Source organism: Ekhidna sp. (assembly GCF_965212185.1).
Taxonomy (GTDB): Bacteria; Bacteroidota; Bacteroidia; order Cytophagales; family Cyclobacteriaceae; genus Ekhidna.
Map to the genome: position 1 here is coordinate 2,095,486 of NZ_OZ243102.1, position 17,235 is coordinate 2,112,720.

15 protein-coding genes are annotated in these 17,235 nt (G+C 38.5%); 9 read left to right on the forward strand and 6 right to left on the reverse strand.

Going from position 1 to position 17,235, the window contains the following annotated elements; all coding sequences use genetic code 11:
* The 5 genes from ACOMC3_RS09110 to ACOMC3_RS09130 form a co-directional block, all read right to left on the reverse strand.
* A complete protein-coding gene (locus ACOMC3_RS09110; protein ID WP_420319234.1) occupies positions 1–528 on the reverse strand; it encodes a DUF3341 domain-containing protein in 528 nt (175 codons plus the stop codon).
* 11 nt (positions 529–539) lie between these two features.
* Complete coding sequence (gene nrfD, locus ACOMC3_RS09115) at positions 540–1,913, reverse strand: NrfD/PsrC family molybdoenzyme membrane anchor subunit (RefSeq protein WP_420319235.1); 1,374 nt, start codon at positions 1,911–1,913, stop codon at positions 540–542.
* Positions 1,913–5,017, reverse strand: coding sequence for a TAT-variant-translocated molybdopterin oxidoreductase (locus ACOMC3_RS09120; RefSeq protein ID WP_420319236.1), 3,105 nt, complete (start codon positions 5,015–5,017; stop codon positions 1,913–1,915). Before ACOMC3_RS09120 ends, nrfD begins: the two co-directional genes overlap by 1 nt.
* Positions 5,018–5,045: 28 nt before the next feature.
* Complete coding sequence (locus ACOMC3_RS09125) at positions 5,046–6,362, reverse strand: cytochrome c3 family protein (protein ID WP_420319237.1); 1,317 nt, start codon at positions 6,360–6,362, stop codon at positions 5,046–5,048.
* Positions 6,363–6,513: 151 nt separating this feature from the next.
* Positions 6,514–7,797, reverse strand: coding sequence for a serine hydrolase domain-containing protein (locus ACOMC3_RS09130; RefSeq protein WP_420319238.1), 1,284 nt, complete (start codon positions 7,795–7,797; stop codon positions 6,514–6,516).
* 32 nt (positions 7,798–7,829) lie between these two features.
* On the opposite strand from ACOMC3_RS09130, the gene serA reads away from it, so the two are divergent.
* The 4 genes from serA (at position 7,830) to ACOMC3_RS09150 (ending at position 12,368) form a co-directional block, all read left to right on the forward strand.
* Positions 7,830–9,722, forward strand: a complete 1,893-nt coding sequence (gene serA / locus ACOMC3_RS09135; protein ID WP_420319239.1) for a phosphoglycerate dehydrogenase — start codon at positions 7,830–7,832, stop codon at positions 9,720–9,722.
* 74 nt (positions 9,723–9,796) lie between these two features.
* Entirely contained in the window at positions 9,797–10,183 is a 387-nt protein-coding gene (gene ytxJ / locus ACOMC3_RS09140) for a bacillithiol system redox-active protein YtxJ (protein ID WP_420319240.1), read from the forward strand.
* A gap of 56 nt (positions 10,184–10,239) precedes the next feature.
* A complete protein-coding gene (locus ACOMC3_RS09145; protein WP_420319241.1) occupies positions 10,240–11,310 on the forward strand; it encodes an aminotransferase class V-fold PLP-dependent enzyme in 1,071 nt (356 codons plus the stop codon).
* A 149-nt stretch (positions 11,311–11,459) separates the two neighbouring features.
* Positions 11,460–12,368: a universal stress protein gene (locus ACOMC3_RS09150; protein ID WP_420319242.1), complete on the forward strand. Its 909-nt coding sequence runs from the start codon at positions 11,460–11,462 to the stop codon at positions 12,366–12,368.
* A gap of 1 nt (position 12,369) precedes the next feature.
* Here the strand turns inward: ACOMC3_RS09150 and ACOMC3_RS09155 are convergent, their stop codons facing one another.
* Positions 12,370–12,819, reverse strand: coding sequence for a MarR family winged helix-turn-helix transcriptional regulator (locus ACOMC3_RS09155; protein ID WP_420319243.1), 450 nt, complete (start codon positions 12,817–12,819; stop codon positions 12,370–12,372).
* A 115-nt stretch (positions 12,820–12,934) separates the two neighbouring features.
* On the opposite strand from ACOMC3_RS09155, the gene ACOMC3_RS09160 reads away from it, so the two are divergent.
* The 5 genes from ACOMC3_RS09160 to ACOMC3_RS09180 all read left to right on the forward strand — a co-directional run bounded on the left by ACOMC3_RS09160 (position 12,935) and on the right by ACOMC3_RS09180 (position 17,234).
* A complete protein-coding gene (locus ACOMC3_RS09160; RefSeq protein ID WP_420319244.1) occupies positions 12,935–13,492 on the forward strand; it encodes an RNA polymerase sigma factor in 558 nt (185 codons plus the stop codon).
* A 35-nt stretch (positions 13,493–13,527) separates the two neighbouring features.
* Positions 13,528–13,953: a hypothetical protein gene (locus ACOMC3_RS09165; protein WP_420319245.1), complete on the forward strand. Its 426-nt coding sequence runs from the start codon at positions 13,528–13,530 to the stop codon at positions 13,951–13,953.
* 2 nt (positions 13,954–13,955) lie between these two features.
* A complete protein-coding gene (locus ACOMC3_RS09170) occupies positions 13,956–14,432 on the forward strand; it encodes a hypothetical protein (RefSeq protein ID WP_420319246.1) in 477 nt (158 codons plus the stop codon).
* An 18-nt stretch (positions 14,433–14,450) separates the two neighbouring features.
* Entirely contained in the window at positions 14,451–15,548 is a 1,098-nt protein-coding gene (locus tag ACOMC3_RS09175; RefSeq protein WP_420319247.1) for a hypothetical protein, read from the forward strand.
* A gap of 66 nt (positions 15,549–15,614) precedes the next feature.
* A complete protein-coding gene (locus tag ACOMC3_RS09180; RefSeq protein ID WP_420319248.1) occupies positions 15,615–17,234 on the forward strand; it encodes a CTP synthase in 1,620 nt (539 codons plus the stop codon).
* Position 17,235: the final 1 nt, after the last annotated feature.

Consider the following 17,235-nt stretch of genomic DNA (forward strand, 5'->3'; position numbering starts at 1 on the left):
TCAATCAAACTTTTTGTTGTTTACCTCTGTAGCTCCACTTCCCTGCACTACCTTCTTGATATCTGCTTCAGATTTATCATTTTTATCCAGATCGATAGCCATTACGTGTTTATCATCCGTGATTCGGATATCATAAATTCTCGGCTTTCCCCATGGTTTCAAATTTGATGTCACGAAGAATGTACCCACCATTCCAAATGATGCCAGTAATACCGTCATCTCAAAAGTTACAGGAATAAATGATGGTATCGGAACGTAATCCTTTCCTCCAATGATCATTGGCCAGTCGATACCCATCATGCCTACCATCATGGTCAATGCCAGGCAAGTACCCGTGACACCAAACAAGAATGCTGCGATAGAAAGCCAGCTTCTCTTGTATCCTAGGACTTCTTCAATTCCATGAACAGGGAAAGGGGAATAAACTTCCTCAATTTTAACACCGGACTCACGAACATTTTTGATGGCATCCATCAAAACATCTTCATCGTCATAAACGCCCAATATGTAGTTTGTTCCTTGAGACATATTATTTCTATTTACTCCGACTTAGTCGGCTTTTCTCCAGTTGCTTTAATAATACTCTTTACTTCAGCCATGTTGATTACAGGGAAGAACTTCGCAAATAAGAAGAACGCTGTAAAGAACAATCCAAAGGTGAACACATAAACTCCAACATCATACATCGTTGGATAGAACATTGCCCAACTTGATGGTAAGAAATCTCTGTGAAGAGATGTTACAATAATTACAAATCGCTCGAACCACATTCCAATATTTACGATAATTGAAATAATGAATGTAGCAGCAAGGTTTGTTCTAATCTTTTTGAACCAGAATAACTGTGGTGAGATTACATTACAGGTCATCATTGACCAGTATGCCCACCAGTAAGGTCCTGTTGCTCTATTAATGAATGCATATTGCTCAGCCTCAACTCCAGAATACCATGCTATAAAAAACTCTGTGATATATGCGATACCAACGATAGACCCTGTCACGATAATGATTATGTTCATCAATTCAATGTGCTGAATCGTGATATAATCTTCTAGTTTATAAACCTTTCTGGTAACCAATAAAAGTGATAACACCATTGCAAACCCAGAAAAGATCGCTCCTGCCACAAAGTATGGTGGGAAAATGGTCGTGTGCCATCCAGGAATAACTGAAGTAGCAAAGTCAAAGGATACAATTGTATGTACTGATAGTACTAGTGGTGTTGCAAGTCCTGCAAGCACCAGTGACACTGTTTCGTAATGAGACCAGGTTTTAGCTCCTCCGGTCCACCCAAAACTCAAAGCTCCATAAATGGCTTTTGAGACTTTATTTTTAGCTCTATCTCGAATCGTAGCAAAATCCGGAATTAAACCGATATACCAGAAAACCAATGAAACTGAGAAATAAGTTGAGATCGCAAATACATCCCAAAGTAGTGGTGAATTAAAGTTCACCCAAAGTGACCCGAATGTATTAGGAAGCGGAAGTGCCCAGTAGAATCCAAGCCATGGACGACCCATGTGAAGGACAGGGAACATTGCAGCACAGATAACAGCGAAGATGGTCATCGCCTCAGAAGCTCTGTTTATTGACATTCTCCATCGCTGACGGAAAAGCAAGAGTACTGCAGAAATTAGTGTTCCTGCATGACCGATACCTACCCACCATACGAAGTTGGTGATATCCCATGCCCATCCAACAGTTTTGTTTAGGCCCCACATTCCGATTCCATCCCAAAGAGTAATTGCTACTGCATACCCTCCGGCAAGGAGAAGTGCTAAAGAGACTGCCATTGCGAGCATCCATGTAACCGATGGTCGCTCCTCTACTCTTCCAGCAATATCCTCAGAAACATCGTGGACGGTTTTTCCACCTGTAACTAAGGGTATCCGTACTTCTGATTCTGCGTGCATTATGCTTCTATTTTATCGTTGTTGTCTTTGTTTCTTACTTTCGTCAAGTACCACACATTCGGCATCACTCGAAGCTCTTCCAATACGTGGTATGCACGATCTTCCTGAGCTTCAACACTCTTCTCTTTGTACTTCAATTTCAATGTCTTGGAAATTCTGCTTTCCGGATCTTTCATATCTCCAAATACCAAAGCATCTGTAGGGCAAGATTTAGCGCATGCCGTTTGAATTTCTCCATCAACAGGTCTTCTGCCTTCTTTCTTAGCATCAAGCTTACCAGACTGAATTCGTTGTACACAGAATGTACATTTTTCCATCACCCCTCTCGCTCTCACTGTTACATCCGGGTTCAATACCATTTTACCAAGATCATTATTCATTGGCGTGTTCTTATCGAACTTAGCATTGTCGTGATACTTGAACCAGTTGAATCGACGAACTTTATATGGACAGTTATTGGCACAATATCTTGTACCAATACATCTGTTATAAGTCATTTGATTAAGTCCTTCACTCGAGTGAGTGGTTGCAGCAACAGGACATACAGTCTCACATGGAGCACTGTTACACTGCTGACACATCATTGGCTGGAAAGTAACTTCCGGATTTTCAACTGCAGCAAGCTCTTTCTGCTTAACCTCCATCAGATTCTTATCATCTGAAGTAAGTTCATTTTCAGGTCGAGAGCTATAATATCTGTCTATCCTAATCCAGTGCATCTCTCTTCGATTCAGCACTTCCTCTTTCCCTACGACCGGAATGTTGTTTTCTGTCTGACATGCTACTGTACATGTTCCGCAACCTGTACAAGAATTCAAGTCGACGATCATACCCCAATGATGATTTGGATATTCGTGACCTTTCCATAAGGATACGGCATGAGGTCTAACCTTAGATCCATCCGCTTTCGAGATCATAGGCATGTATCTACCTGCCTGAGGATCTTTTTGGTATGCATCTAAAGTTGTCTCTTGAATAACAGTTTCTCTACCAGCATAAGTTTGACTGGTTTGAGTTTGAGCAACTTTTCTTACTTCGCCAGTAAGCTCTAAAGTAGCCCCTTTAGCATTGAATCTAAGTCCATCAGCAGATGCAGCAACGAGCTCGTAAGCATTTACTCCAACTCCATTACCTACTTTTCCTGACTTGGTTCTTCCATATCCAACAGCCAATCCAATGGTACCATATGCCTGACCTGGTTGAGGGATAACTGGAGCGGTAACTGACTTACTATTAACAGTAAGTGTCGCCACTTTGTAATCCATATCTCCACCTTTTACAGCCCAATCATTTTCTTGCGCTAAACGAGGAGAAACAGTAAAGTAGTTATCCCAACAAGCTTTTGTAATCGGATCTGGCATTTCTTGTAACCAAGGGTTGTTGGCTTGAACACCGTCTCCTACTGAGTAATTGGTATACAGTGCTAACTCAAGTCCACTAGACTTAGCGCTATAACCTTTTAAATTTCCTGCAACGACTACTGCATCAACAGAAACTGTTGCAGCATCAGATGAAGCTTCAACATTATAAACACCATCATGCAGGCATTTATCCAAGAAGCTTGTTACCTCTCCATCTGCATATTGTTGCCAACCTGCTTTAATGAATTCGTAGTACGAAGTGTCAACATCCGACCATCTCAGGAATGAATCCTGAGCTTGGCGAGTATTGAAAATATTCTTTATTGTTGGCTGTGAAAGCGTCATGTGACCAGTCACCGGCTCGAAATCATTCCATGATTCAAGGTAGTGATGATCCGGAGCAATGTATTTCGCAGAACTTGACGTCTCATCCATTCTATCAGATGTAGAAATGGTGGTTTTAACCTTTCCTAATGAACTGACAAGCTGAGCACCCATTGGATGATCATACGCCGGGTTGCAATTGTAAAAGATGACTGTACCAACAGCTCCACCTTTAACATCACTAACTAACTGATTGAAAGCGCTATCACTTCCTTTTCTTGTATTGATGCTTTTTGAAAGATCAATCGTTGATCCATAGCTTTGAAGAAGGTCGTTAACAGCAATGACAAGAAGTTGTACGTTCTTGTCATTGGAGCCTGAAACAACCAGTGATTTACCTCTGGACTTCCACAGGTCATTTGCTGCTTTTTCAAGCATCACTGAATCCTCTAATCTTTCAACACCGATTGTCGCTGCTCCTGCTTTTTGAGCAACCAAATTATATAGGTTAGCTACATAAAGACCTTCCTGTGATGGCTTAATTGGCTGTCTATAATCTGCATTTGACCCAGTCAATGATAAGTTGGACTCAAAAGCATACAGCCTTGACATTTCTTTCTTGTCAGGACCTAATTTTCTGTTTGAAGCAAACTGTTTGTTGTTCAGTGCTTGATTTGGCCAATTGCCAAGGAAATCAGCAGTGATAGAAACGATAGTGCTTGCTTCTGAGAAATCATGCATTGGCAAGCTTCTGGAACCAGTAGCTTCTCCATATGCATCCAATAGACCACTCATTGAAATAGGATCGTATTGAATATGGTCTACCTCACCATATTTATCACTTAAAGCTTGAATTGCACGAGCTGTACTTGGGCTACAATTAGAATAAGAAACAATTGAAATTTTTCCAGCATTCGCTGCTAATTCCGTTTTTATTCGATTATCAATTGTTTCCCAATCTGTATCTTCTCCTCCAATTTTAGGATTTTGTAACCTTTCCTGATCATATAATGAAAGAACTGAAGATTCGACCTGTGTGGTTGTCCCTCCTTGACTGATCATCGAAAGCTCATTACCTTCAATCTTAATTGGGCGACCTTCTCTCGTCTTCACAACCACAGATGCAACGTCATTACCCATCGCATAGGTTGAAGCATAATAATTTGCAACACCAGGATCAACATCAACTGGCTTATTTACGTAAGGGATAGCTTTTCTTATAGGGGCTTCACACGCTGCTAAAGAAACCGCAGCTACTCCAAAGCCCATCAATTTAAGAAAATCCCGTCGTGACGGCTCACCATTATCTCCACCATTGACCGGTAGATATTCCGGGAATTCTTTTGAAGCTCTGGCTTGGAAATCTTCAGTGTTTTCCAATTGCTCCAATCCTTTCCAGTATTTCTTAGTTTCGTTCATTATACTTTAGATCAGCTTTTATCGAATATTAATAGTGACACTTAGAGCACTCGAGACCTCCAATATCTTCGACCTTCATTGGCTCCTTACTTTGCTCAGAATGAAGCTTTACAAGTCTGTCATAATATTCGTTTCCTTTAGTATTTACATCAGTTTCTCTGTGGCAGTTTATACACCATCCCATAGTCAGGTTTGAGTATTGATAGACTACCTCCATTTCTTTGATTGGACCATGACAAGTTTCACATTCCAAATCGGCTACTTTAACATGCTGAGAGTGATTGAAGTAGGCCAAATCTGGTAAGTTGTGAATTCTAACCCACTCGATTGGCTTGGTGTTAGTGCCATAGGTCTGTGTATCCGGATCGTAATCTATCGCTGCATAAATCTTTGCGATTTCTTCAGAAACACCATCTTCACCGCCTACATTCTTGATCTGAGAGTGACAGTTCATACAAATGTTTGGAGAAGGGATATTCGCAGATTTAGATTTTCTAACTCCTGTGTGGCAGTACTGACAATCAATTTCATATTGACCTGCATGCAATTCGTGAGAGAATGCAATTGGCTGTGTAGGTTGATAACCTTGCTGCACTCCTATGGTAAAGGCTCCATCAATCAATGTTTTTAAAACGATGATTGTGAAGATAAAAATGACAGTGCCCACAAATGAATTACTCTTTAAGAATGCTGGAACATCAAATTGCTGTGAAACAAGATCACGCTCAGCTTCATCAAGGTCTTTAACTTCTTTCAGGTGTTTTACGAGCGTTTGTGCCGCGATGATTAAGGCTACCACGGCAAGAACTAGTACAACCACAAGGATAATAATGATGGCCATCAGATATGTAGAAGATACTGAATCACCCTGTCCTTCACCTCCCGATGCAACTGTTACCTCTTCAACTGGAGGTCCTGCTGCTGTTTCTGCTTTGACATAAGCCAAAATCGCTAAAACATCATCATCCGAGAATGATGGGTAAGCGGTCATAACCGTCTGGTTGTATTCTTCCCATAGTGCAACTGCTTGCTCATCTCCAGCTGCAATCATTGCTTGAGAGTTCTTAATCCAGGGAATCAACCATTCCACAGACCTTCTTTCAGTTACTCCACCGAGAGCAGGTCCAATCCTAACATCCCATATTTCATGGCATGTAGAACAATTGGTTTTAAAGGTGGACTCCCCGGCTGCTATTATGCTTTCGTCTGTGGGAATTTCCTGTGCAGACAAGCTCAGGATAGATGAAATTCCTAGTGCTAAACTTAGGAAAATTCGGGTCAGATTCGGTGTTGTTTTAAACATGTATTCCGATGGCTTGAGATCAAACGGGTACAAAAGTAACATTGGGTAGTTGTTTTTCAAAGGTGGGTTATAACACTACTTACCCCATCCCACACACACATTCATATGTACTTGATAATCAAGTTTTTAATAATAAAATATTTCTAAAAAATTAGCTTATTTAGAATTGTTTTAAATAACCAATTACCATTGTTTATTTGGCTTTTACGACAGGGTCTTCATTTTCATTAAGATTGACCTTGAAATAATCATATAACAGTTGATGAATGGTTGGTCTTACATTAAGCTCATACAGTGCTCGCTGCAACCTTGTTGGATAAACTCTATTTGACAAAAAGATAAAAACGAGATCATTTTCAGGATCGGCCCATGCTAGGGTACCGGTATATCCTGTATGACCAAAACTTCGAAAGCTTACATCTTTCGCAACACTACTTGTAAGTGAATCATACCTCAACAGCGGTTTGTCAAAACCCAGTCCTCGCCTGTTTTCATTATTTGGATATTGAGCAGTAGTAAAAAGCTGAATGGTCTGCGGAGAGAGTAACTGAAGCGTATCATTCAGTCCATCATTCGTCAACATTTGAAAGACCTTCCCCAGGTCGGAGGCATTACTGAATAATCCGGCGTTTCCAGAAATTCCTCTCATCATAATGGCTCCCTCATCATGGACCTTACCATGGATTGGAGTCATCCTAAAGAAGGTATCGATTTCAGTGGGGACAATCTGCTCCATTTCAAATTTGTCTAATGGGTTAAAGGTGAGTGTTTCAGTTCCTAAAGGATCATAAAAATGAATTTGCAGATAATCTTGGTATGAAGTGTCAGTCAAGGATTCTACCAATTCAGGAATCAAATAGAAAAACAACCCTGAATAGCGGTACTGCTTTTCCTTTTTCACTTCTGACTTTCTAATCATCTTTTTAACCTTAGAATAGAAGTCATTATGAAGGTATAAACTATCCGTAAGTGGAAAGTTGTAATCTTTATCCAAGCTATTTGAAACCGTTTTACTTCTGAATTCTCCATTTTTCTTTCGGGATTCTAAATGATAGGGTATCCATGGATAGAGCCCTCCCTGGTGTGCAAGTGCTTCACGAAAAGTTACTTCACCGACCCTCCTACCTATTTTATCAATGTAATTCCCAATTGGATCATCAAGATTATAATGACCATCTTCATAAAGTTTCATCATCGCCAGGGTTCCACCAACGACCTTCGTTACAGATGCCAAATCATATATGTCATTCACCGCTACTCTTCTTGAAGAATCATAAGTGTGAAAACCATATGATTTTAAGAAAAACACACTATCACCTTTACTTGCATATACCACACATCCCGGAAATGCTTTTGCATTAATTGCATCATAAACTATACTATCAATGTTATTTCGTAATGAATAATAGTCTTGAGCATTGACGAAAACGTTTGCAAAAAAGAAAAGAGTGAATAACGTGTGTTGAAGTTTTAGCATGTTCTATTTTTGGCTCTTATCTGATTTATGGCATGAAGCAAACCAAATATTTCATCATTGATTTTGACAGCACTTTTACGCAAGTAGAGGCACTGGACATCCTTGCGGAAATCGCTCTCAAGGATAATGAAAATCAAGCGAAAGCTATTAAGGATATAAAGGATATTACTGATCAGGGAATGGAAGGCGGTATGTCTTTCCGTGAGTCCTTGAAAAAACGTGTCGAAATTCTTGAGGCGAATAAAAAACATCTTCCTGAACTTGTGGATCGACTTCATTCACAGGTTTCTCCCTCTTTTAAGCGTAATACGGAATTTATAGAGAAATATAAAGAGCAAATATTTATTGTCTCAAATGGCTTCAAAGACTTTATTGTACCAATTGTAAAAAAGTACGGAATTAAGGAAGATCATGTTTTTGCCAATGAGTTCGAATATGATCAGGATGAAAACATCGTTGGATTTGATGAGTCCAACATTCTTTCCGGAAATAATGGAAAACCTAAGCAAATCAAAAATCTAAAGTTAGACGGAGAAGTGTTTGTTTTAGGTGATGGATATACGGATTATGAAATCAAGAAAGAAGGACTTGCACATAAGTTCTATGCTTTCACAGAAAATGTTCGACGAGAGAAGATTTTAAATGAAGCAGATCATGAAGCTCCGTCTTTAGACGAGTTTTTATTCACTCAAAAGCTGGAAAGGGCACATTCCTATCCTAAAAACAGAATCAAAGCACTTCTTCTGGAAAATATCCACGAAGGAGCAATCAATAGACTCAAAAAAGAAGGCTATCAAGTAGAGGTTCATCCTGCAGGAATGACAGAGGAAGAACTGTCTGAGGCAATTAAAGAGGTGAGTGTCTTAGGCATTCGCTCAAAAACTATAGTCACTGATAAAGTTTTAAAAAATGCAAAACGACTACTTTCGATCGGAGCATTTTGTATTGGTACTAATCAAATTGATCTTAACTCAGCCTTAAAAAAAGGCGTTGCAGTTTTCAATGCCCCATTTTCTAATACCCGTTCTGTAGTCGAACTTGCTCTTGCAGAGATTATCATGCTCATGAGAAATTTGCCTGATAAAATGATTCAAATGCACCAGGGGAAATGGAACAAGTCAGCTTCCGGAAGCTTTGAAGTCAGAGGCAAAACGCTTGGCATTGTTGGCTATGGGAAGATTGGATCTCAATTATCCATATTAGCAGAATCTGTGGGAATGAATGTGCAGTATTTTGATCTGGAAGAAAAGTTGGCCTTAGGCAATGCTACCCCCTGTCCCACTTTAGAACATTTGCTGAAGAACTCTGATGTCATCAGCATACACGTTGATGGTAGAGAAGAAAATGATCTGATGATTAGTTCCAAGGAATTTGATCTAATGAAAGATGGGGTAGTATTTATTAATCTTAGCAGAGGACACATAGTTGACATCAATTCACTCAAGACTAACATTGAAAATGGTAAAATTCACGGAGCAAGTATTGACGTATTTCCAGAGGAACCATTAAGCAATAATCATTCATTCGAATCGCCTCTAACAGGCCTAAGAAATACCATTTTAACTCCTCATGTTGGTGGAAGTACACTTGAAGCGCAAGAAAATATTGCAGATTTCGTACCATCAAAGATGATTGAATATATCAACACCGGATCTACTACGAACAGTGTCAATTTCCCTAACATTACCCTTCCTCTTTTAAGCCAGGCACATCGTTTTATCCATATTCACCGAAATGAACCGGGCGTACTTGCTGATATTAATAATGTATTGGCAAAACATGGCATTAATATTGGAGGTCAATATCTCAAAACCAATGATACCATAGGGTATGTTATTACGGATATAGACAAGAATTATCATGAAGATGTAATAAAAGACTTGAAAATGGTCCGAGGTACCATAAGATTCAGAGTTTTATATTAAGTTTAAGTCAAATTTTAGTTACACCACCCAACCTGAAGAGCTTATTTTGACGTTTATAAGCTAAATTGTAGAGAATGAGTTATCCGCTTAATTGGAAATCGCTAAATACTATAGAGGAGTTTGATCGCCTAGTAGAGAACTCACGGGAAAAGCCTGCACTTATTTTTAAGCACAGGCCATCATCTCCTGAGAGTCAACATGCGCTGGAACAACTCCAAAATGATTGGTCTATTTCTCCTGAAAACCTTGATATCTACATGCTGGATGTCATGAAGGAAAAAGAAATTTCTGAAACTGTCACTGAAAACGCCGGTGTTATCAATGAATACCCACAGGTATTATTGTTTGCAGACGGAGTGACTATGTATGATGAATCAAGAGAGATGATTAGTGTCAAGAAAATTAAACTTGCTTTAAAAATCATCAATCGAACATTTAAGTGGATGGAAACCCGTGTTTGAAGGAACTTATCCGTACTCAATCAAATTATAATTGCTCTTTATAAAGAGCTTTTTTTATGTCCAATAAAATCTATTTCACACCTGGTCCCGCTCAATTATTTTATACGTTTGAAGAGCATCTCAAAAGAGCACTTTCATTAGATATTCCGTCAATCTCACACAGAAGCAGTGTTTTCATCAAAACCATTGAGGAAACTACTGAAGCCCTGAAAGAACTCTTAGAATTGCCAGATGGATATAACATCTACTTTCTAAATTCAGCCAATGAAGCTTGGGATAGAATCATCCAAAACCTTGTCGAACACAGCTCTCATCATTTTGCTAATGGAGCTTTCAGTAAGAAGTTTTACGATTTTGCGAAAGCTCAAAACAAATCAAGCACTATCCATGAAGTATCTGATGGGCAAGTCTTTACAGATTGGACCATACCAAGTGAAGCAGAACTAATAGGAATCACTAAGAATGAAACGAGTGTAGGTTTTACCATTACTGAAGAAGAAATCGCTACTCTTAGAAAAAATAACCCCGATAAACTGATTGCCTTGGATGTAGTAAGTGCATCACCTTCGCTCTCTGTCAATTTCACAAATGTGGACACTGCATACCTATCTGTTCAAAAGGCATTTGGACTACCAGCTGGTCTTGGTATTTGGATAGTGAATGAAAGATGCCATGAAATAGCGGAACGAAGAGCTAGCAGCACATCAATAGGTTCATACCGGGCGCTACCTAACCTGAAAAAATTTGGAGACAAGCATCAAACACCAGAAACTCCAAATATGCTTGCTATTTATACTCTTGGTAAGATCGCGAAAGACATGTTACAAATTGGATTAAAACGTCTTAGAAATGACACGATTTATAAGGCTACTCTTTTAAATCAAGCTGTAGAAAGTCATTCAGAGCTGGAGCATTTTGTAACATCAAAAAATCATCGGTCTAAAACGACGATTGTAGCGAATGCTAAAAACGCAGAACAAATTATTTCAAGTTTCGAAAAAAAGGAAATCATTATTGGAACAGGGTATGGCAAATATAAAAGCAATCAGATCAGAATAGCCAACTTCCCCACTCACTCCAAAGAATCGGTTGAGATGGTGTGTGATTTACTTAAAGAAGTAAAATAAAATTTTGTTTTGCCGTAACATTTCTTGAAAATCAGAGTATTATTCACCAAATAGAATATTTAAAGAAAAAATATTCCGTAATTAAGAAAATACTTATTGATGAAATGTTATTCATTGGTAATTTTGCATTTAAATAAACACCCAAGAAGTTGATAGCACCGCTAAGAAATATCATCGTTTGTCTGGACCATACGAATATGGACCAGGGATTGATCGAGAACGCCTGCACTTTAAGTAAGATTGCCGGAACCACTCAAATCACCTTTTTAAACATAATTAAGGATTTTAATCTGCCTGACACAGTTATTAAGGAGTTTCCTGACCTTCTGGATAAAGCATTAGAAGAAAGAAGAAATGAAATTCACGGCCTTATTGAAAAGCACTTCAAATGTGATATACAAACAAAAATAGATGTTAGACAAGGTGGTGAAACAAAGGAAATACTAAAAGCTGCTAATGATTTCAAGTCTGATTTGATCATTCTTGGAAGAAAAAAAGTAAGTGACTCAGTATTAAGTACACGGATCGCCAGACGTTCTCCATGTAATCTGCTTGTAATTCCTGAAGGTTCTAAGCTAAAATTTGATAAGATATTTATCCCGGTTGACTTTTCTGATTATTCGTCACTTTCATTGAAAAGAACTTTACTTCTGACAAAAGACTTAAAATCGAAAATCTACCTTCAGAACGTTTACAATGTTCCCTCCAGCTATAGATACTCTGGTAAAACGTATGAGGAATTTGCAGAGATCATGAAGGGACATGGAAATAAAGATTTGGAAATCTTGATTAAAAAAGCGGAAGTTCAGAGTCAAGAATTACTTCCTGTTACAACGCTTGATGAAAATGGAAAAGTGATTGACTTAATTATTGATACTGCTTCTAAAAAGAAAGTAGATATGATCGTAATGGGTGCGAAAGGTAGAACTGCTACTTCAGCCATATTTATTGGAAGTAAATCAGAAAGAATGATTAGAATTAACGATAGTATTCCTTTAATGATTATTAGAAAGAAGGGTGCTGTTGCAGGAATATTAGAGACTTTGAAGGATCTATAGATCAGCTTCTTAATTTATCAAGTAATTCATTGAGTTTTTCAGATTCTTTTTCTGAAAGCTTATCATTGTTTGATTCCCATTCATCCAAATAAGCGTCTAAGTCTTTTAAAAGATCAAGCCCCCTTTTGGAGATTAAGACATCTACAGCTCTGCGGTCATTGGAACATTGCTTCCTGATCACCAATTCTTTTTGTTCTAATTTATCAACAATTCTAGATGCATTGGAGCTTTTATCCAGCATTCTATCAATCAATAAATTGACTGTTGCAGGTTTCGGGTGTTGGCCTCTTAATATTCTTAAGATATTAAATTGTGGGATAGTCAAACCTCGCTCTTTCAATAATTTAAGGTGCTGCTGTTGTAGCCAGGCGTTAGTATAAATTATATTTACAATCACCTTAGAAAATTCACTCTTGAACTTCTCCTGTTTAATTTCTTCAGCTATTCCCATTTCTTAAATTAAATACAATAACATTAAATGTAACAACAATAATAGTTAAAGGTTGTGTTCCATTGAAATTTTATAAGAAGAAATTAAACCATCGGTTATCTTTAGTATCTAAGTGGTGAATCCACCTGAAAACAAATTGGAAGAACAAATAATAGCGAAGATCCGCGATGCGGAAACCCGTAACTATGGGTTTAACCTATTGGTACGGGAATACCAAGAGCGTATTTATTGGCATGTCCGTAAGATGGTGATTGATCATGATGACTCAGATGATCTGGTGCAGGAAATTTTTGTGAAGGTTTGGAAAAACCTGGACAAATTCAGAGAAGATTCGAGGCTTTACACATGGATATATCGTATCGCTACTAATGAGTGTCTTAATTTTTTGAAAAAGAGGAAGAGGCGATTTTTTATGCCTATCCATGATATTGAGGGTGAATTGGCTGAAAAATTAACAAGCAGTGTTGAGCCGTCTGGAAATGAAATTCAATTGAAACTTCAAAAGGCCTTATTGAAATTGCCAGAGAAGCAACGAATGGTTTTTAATATGAAATACTTCGATGATATGAAATTCAATGATATCGCTGAAATCACTGGCACTAGCGTTGGAGCATTGAAGGCAAATTATCATCATGCTGTTAAAAAAATTGAAGAATTTATTAATGGTGATTAAACCTTTAGTATTAAAAAGAATCTAAGCTGTACGTGATGAAACACAAACTCGACGATATTGACAAAAAAGAGATCTTTAAAACACCTGAGGGGTACTTTAAAGACCTTCCTTTAAAAATACAAACCAGGATTGCAGAGGAGAAGCCCGCTCGTTCAATCAGAACAGTTCCGAATTGGGGTCTCGCCTTAGCAGCATCTTTGGCGTTGATTGTCACATTCATTTTTGTATTACCAAAAGAGCAATTAAGTGCTGAAGAATTGCTTGCAAGCGTTTCTCAGGATGAACTAATCGCTTATCTGGGACAGCTTGAGATTGACGAGTATGATATTGCATCTATTGCCGATGATAGCGATGAGATTTTTGAATATGATGACCCCAACGTTTTAGAAGGGATTGACATTGGAGATCAATCGCTTGATGATGTGTTATTAGAATACGATTTAGAAGACGAATATTTATAGATATGAAAAAATTTATTGGACTTATAGTTATGATTGCGTCGATTGCCTCTTTGGCTCAAAGCCCGGAAGCGATGAAAAAAATTGAGGCTGCAAAAATTGCTTTGATAACTGAACGATTGGAGCTCAGTCCTGAGCAAGCTGAAAAATTCTGGCCCATCTATCGTGAATTCGGTAAGCAGCGGCAAGAAGTCAGGCGCGATTTTGATCAGGCAAGAAGAAATTTTGATCCGAATAAAGCCTCAGAGGAAGAGAATAAGAAAATGTTGGAGATGGCTAATCAAGTCAAGGAACGTCAACTTAAACTTGAACGTGAGTATTCTGATCGAATTCTTAAGGTCATTAGTTCTCGACAACTCAATAATCTAAGAAAAGCCGAAAATGATTTTAAAGAGATGCTATTGAGAAGGATAAGAGCAGAACAAATGAAACGTCAAAAGCAACGTAGAAATGATGGGAGACTAAACGACCGACGCAACTAAACCAACCTACCCTACCTGATGCGTCGAATAGCCACCATATTGGTGCTACTCATAACTATCCCCTCTTTTTCACAAGATGCACTTAGTTATGAAGAGCAATTAAAGATAATAGAAGAGGAAATGGATTCATTGTCCATTTTTAATCTTATTGATAGCCTTTTTGCATTGGATTTTACTCCCCAAAGTGAGCTAAATGTTCGTTTTGGATTTACAACCAATGTGACAAGTGCAGGTAGGGATTATAATATTAGCCAGTCAGGTATTTCACCTGGTATTTCATACTATCACAAATCTGGACTTTATGGTGATTTAGCAGGTTACTGGAATAGTGGCATAGAACCTAATTACAATCCTACCGTACTCTCCGCAGGATATCTAGGAAACTTTGATAATCCAAAATGGGGCTATTCCATCGATACAGAGAAATGGTTTTATAATCCCAAAGATTCCTCTGAAAATCCTTTGACATACTCGATTGGTGGTTCTATAAGTTATGACTTTAAGTGGGGATTTACTTCTGTTGACTATTCATTCCTTTTTGGTGATGAAACGGCCAACAGAATAATTACTAACCTATCAGGGAAAATTAATCTTGGTAAATGGTGGGTATTTAAAACCATTACCCTCTACCCGACAGTCAATATGATGGCAGGGAACAGTGATATTACTCAGCTAAGAATAACAAACCGACAAATCAGCGATCGTAATGCAGAACGCATTCAACGATTAACAACATTTTCCATGCTCAACGAAGAGCAGAAAAAACAAGTAGGTCTAATGATATTGAAAGCTTATAGAAATGGTGTCATTACAGAACAAACCCGAAATCAGTTATTGAGTGATCTGCGAAATTCGGCTGACTTATCAGCTGAAGATCAAGCTGCATTATTTCAAATTGCAACACAAGGATACGAAGTAACTGAATATGTTGACAGCAATGAATTTGGTGTTCTTAATTACGCATTTACTATTCCAATATCTTTATCTACGAACCGTTTGTACTTCTTATTCAGCTATACCTACAGCATACCAGTTAAACTACCTGGTGAATTTATTGATGTGGAACCGCTGGGATATTTTGGTGCTTCAATTTCTTATCGTATTCCTTTCAAATAATCCGTTCTGGAAAAGAATAAAAAGCTAACTTTGCATCCCGTAACAAGAAATAGGTAAAAGCGCTTCATGTCTAAAACGAAATACATCTTTGTTACGGGCGGTGTAACATCATCCCTCGGAAAGGGAATTATCGCAGCTTCTCTTGGTAAATTGCTGCAAGCCAGGGGATTATCCGTAACCATTCAGAAATTCGACCCGTACATCAATATTGATCCGGGCACCCTTAATCCATACGAGCATGGCGAATGCTATGTAACCAATGATGGAGCAGAAACAGACCTGGACTTAGGACATTACGAGCGATTTCTCAGTATAGAAACTTCTCAGGCTAATAATGTTACAACAGGAAGAATCTATTACAACGTTATTCAGAAGGAGCGTCAGGGCGAGTTTTTAGGTAAAACCGTACAGGTAATTCCGCACATCACTGATGAAATCAAAGACAACATTTACAGACTTGGTGAAACAGGAAAGTACGATGTAGTGATTACAGAAATAGGTGGATGTGTGGGGGATATCGAGTCTTTACCATTTATTGAAGCTGTGCGTCAGGCCAAATTCGAGCTTGGACCAACGAATAGTATCTCCATTCATCTAACCTTGATCCCTTACCTCAAGGCCTCAGGAGAGTTAAAAACAAAGCCTACACAACATTCTGTTAAAGAGCTTTTAGAAGCTGGAATCCAACCAGATATCCTTGTTTGTCGCTCTGAATACTCTATCACTCAGGAGATTAGAAAAAAGTTAGCGCTTTTCTGCAACGTACCAATCAATTCTGTCATAGAGGCGTTGGACGCACCTACAATATATGACGTTCCAATCTTGATGCGGAAAGAAAAACTTGATGAGCGAGTACTCACCAAGTTCAAGATGCCCTACAAGAAGGAACCAAAAATCATCAAATGGAAAGAGTTCTTAGGTCGTTTAAAAAACCCGACGGACTCTGTAAACATCGGACTTATAGGTAAGTATGTAGAATTGCAAGATGCATATAAATCTATAGCTGAGGCATTCATTCATGCAGGAGCCTCCAATGAGTGCAAAGTGAATCTTAAGTGGGTGCATGCTGAAGAACTGGATGGAGATAATGTGGAGAAAGAACTAAGAGGGCTAGATGGCATTTTGGTTGCACCGGGTTTTGGTGAGCGAGGTATTGAAGGAAAAATATATGCAGTTCAATATGCCAGGGAAAATAAAATTCCATTTTTCGGAATTTGTTTAGGCATGCAATGCGCGGTAATAGAATTTGGAAGAAACGTACTTGGTAAGAAAAAAGCCAATAGTACTGAGATGGCAAAGACCTCCTACCCGGTAATAGATTTGATGGGAAGTCAGAAAAACATCAAAGATATGGGTGGAACCATGCGTCTTGGGGCTTATGTTTGCGAGCTCAAAAAAGGAAGCAAAGCTTATGCAGCTTACGGATCAAAGAAGATCATGGAGCGTCACCGGCATAGATACGAATTCAATAACAAGTATTTGGAAGAATACGAAAATGGTGGAATGATTGCGTCAGGAATCAATCCTGAAACGAATCTCGTAGAGATAATGGAAATAAAAGACCACCCATGGTTTGTTGGAACTCAGTATCATCCTGAGTTAAAATCCACGGTAATGGATCCGCACCCTCTTTTTGTGAAATTTGTTAAAGCATCTCTTGATCTTAAGAAAAGTCAAGAAGTATAAT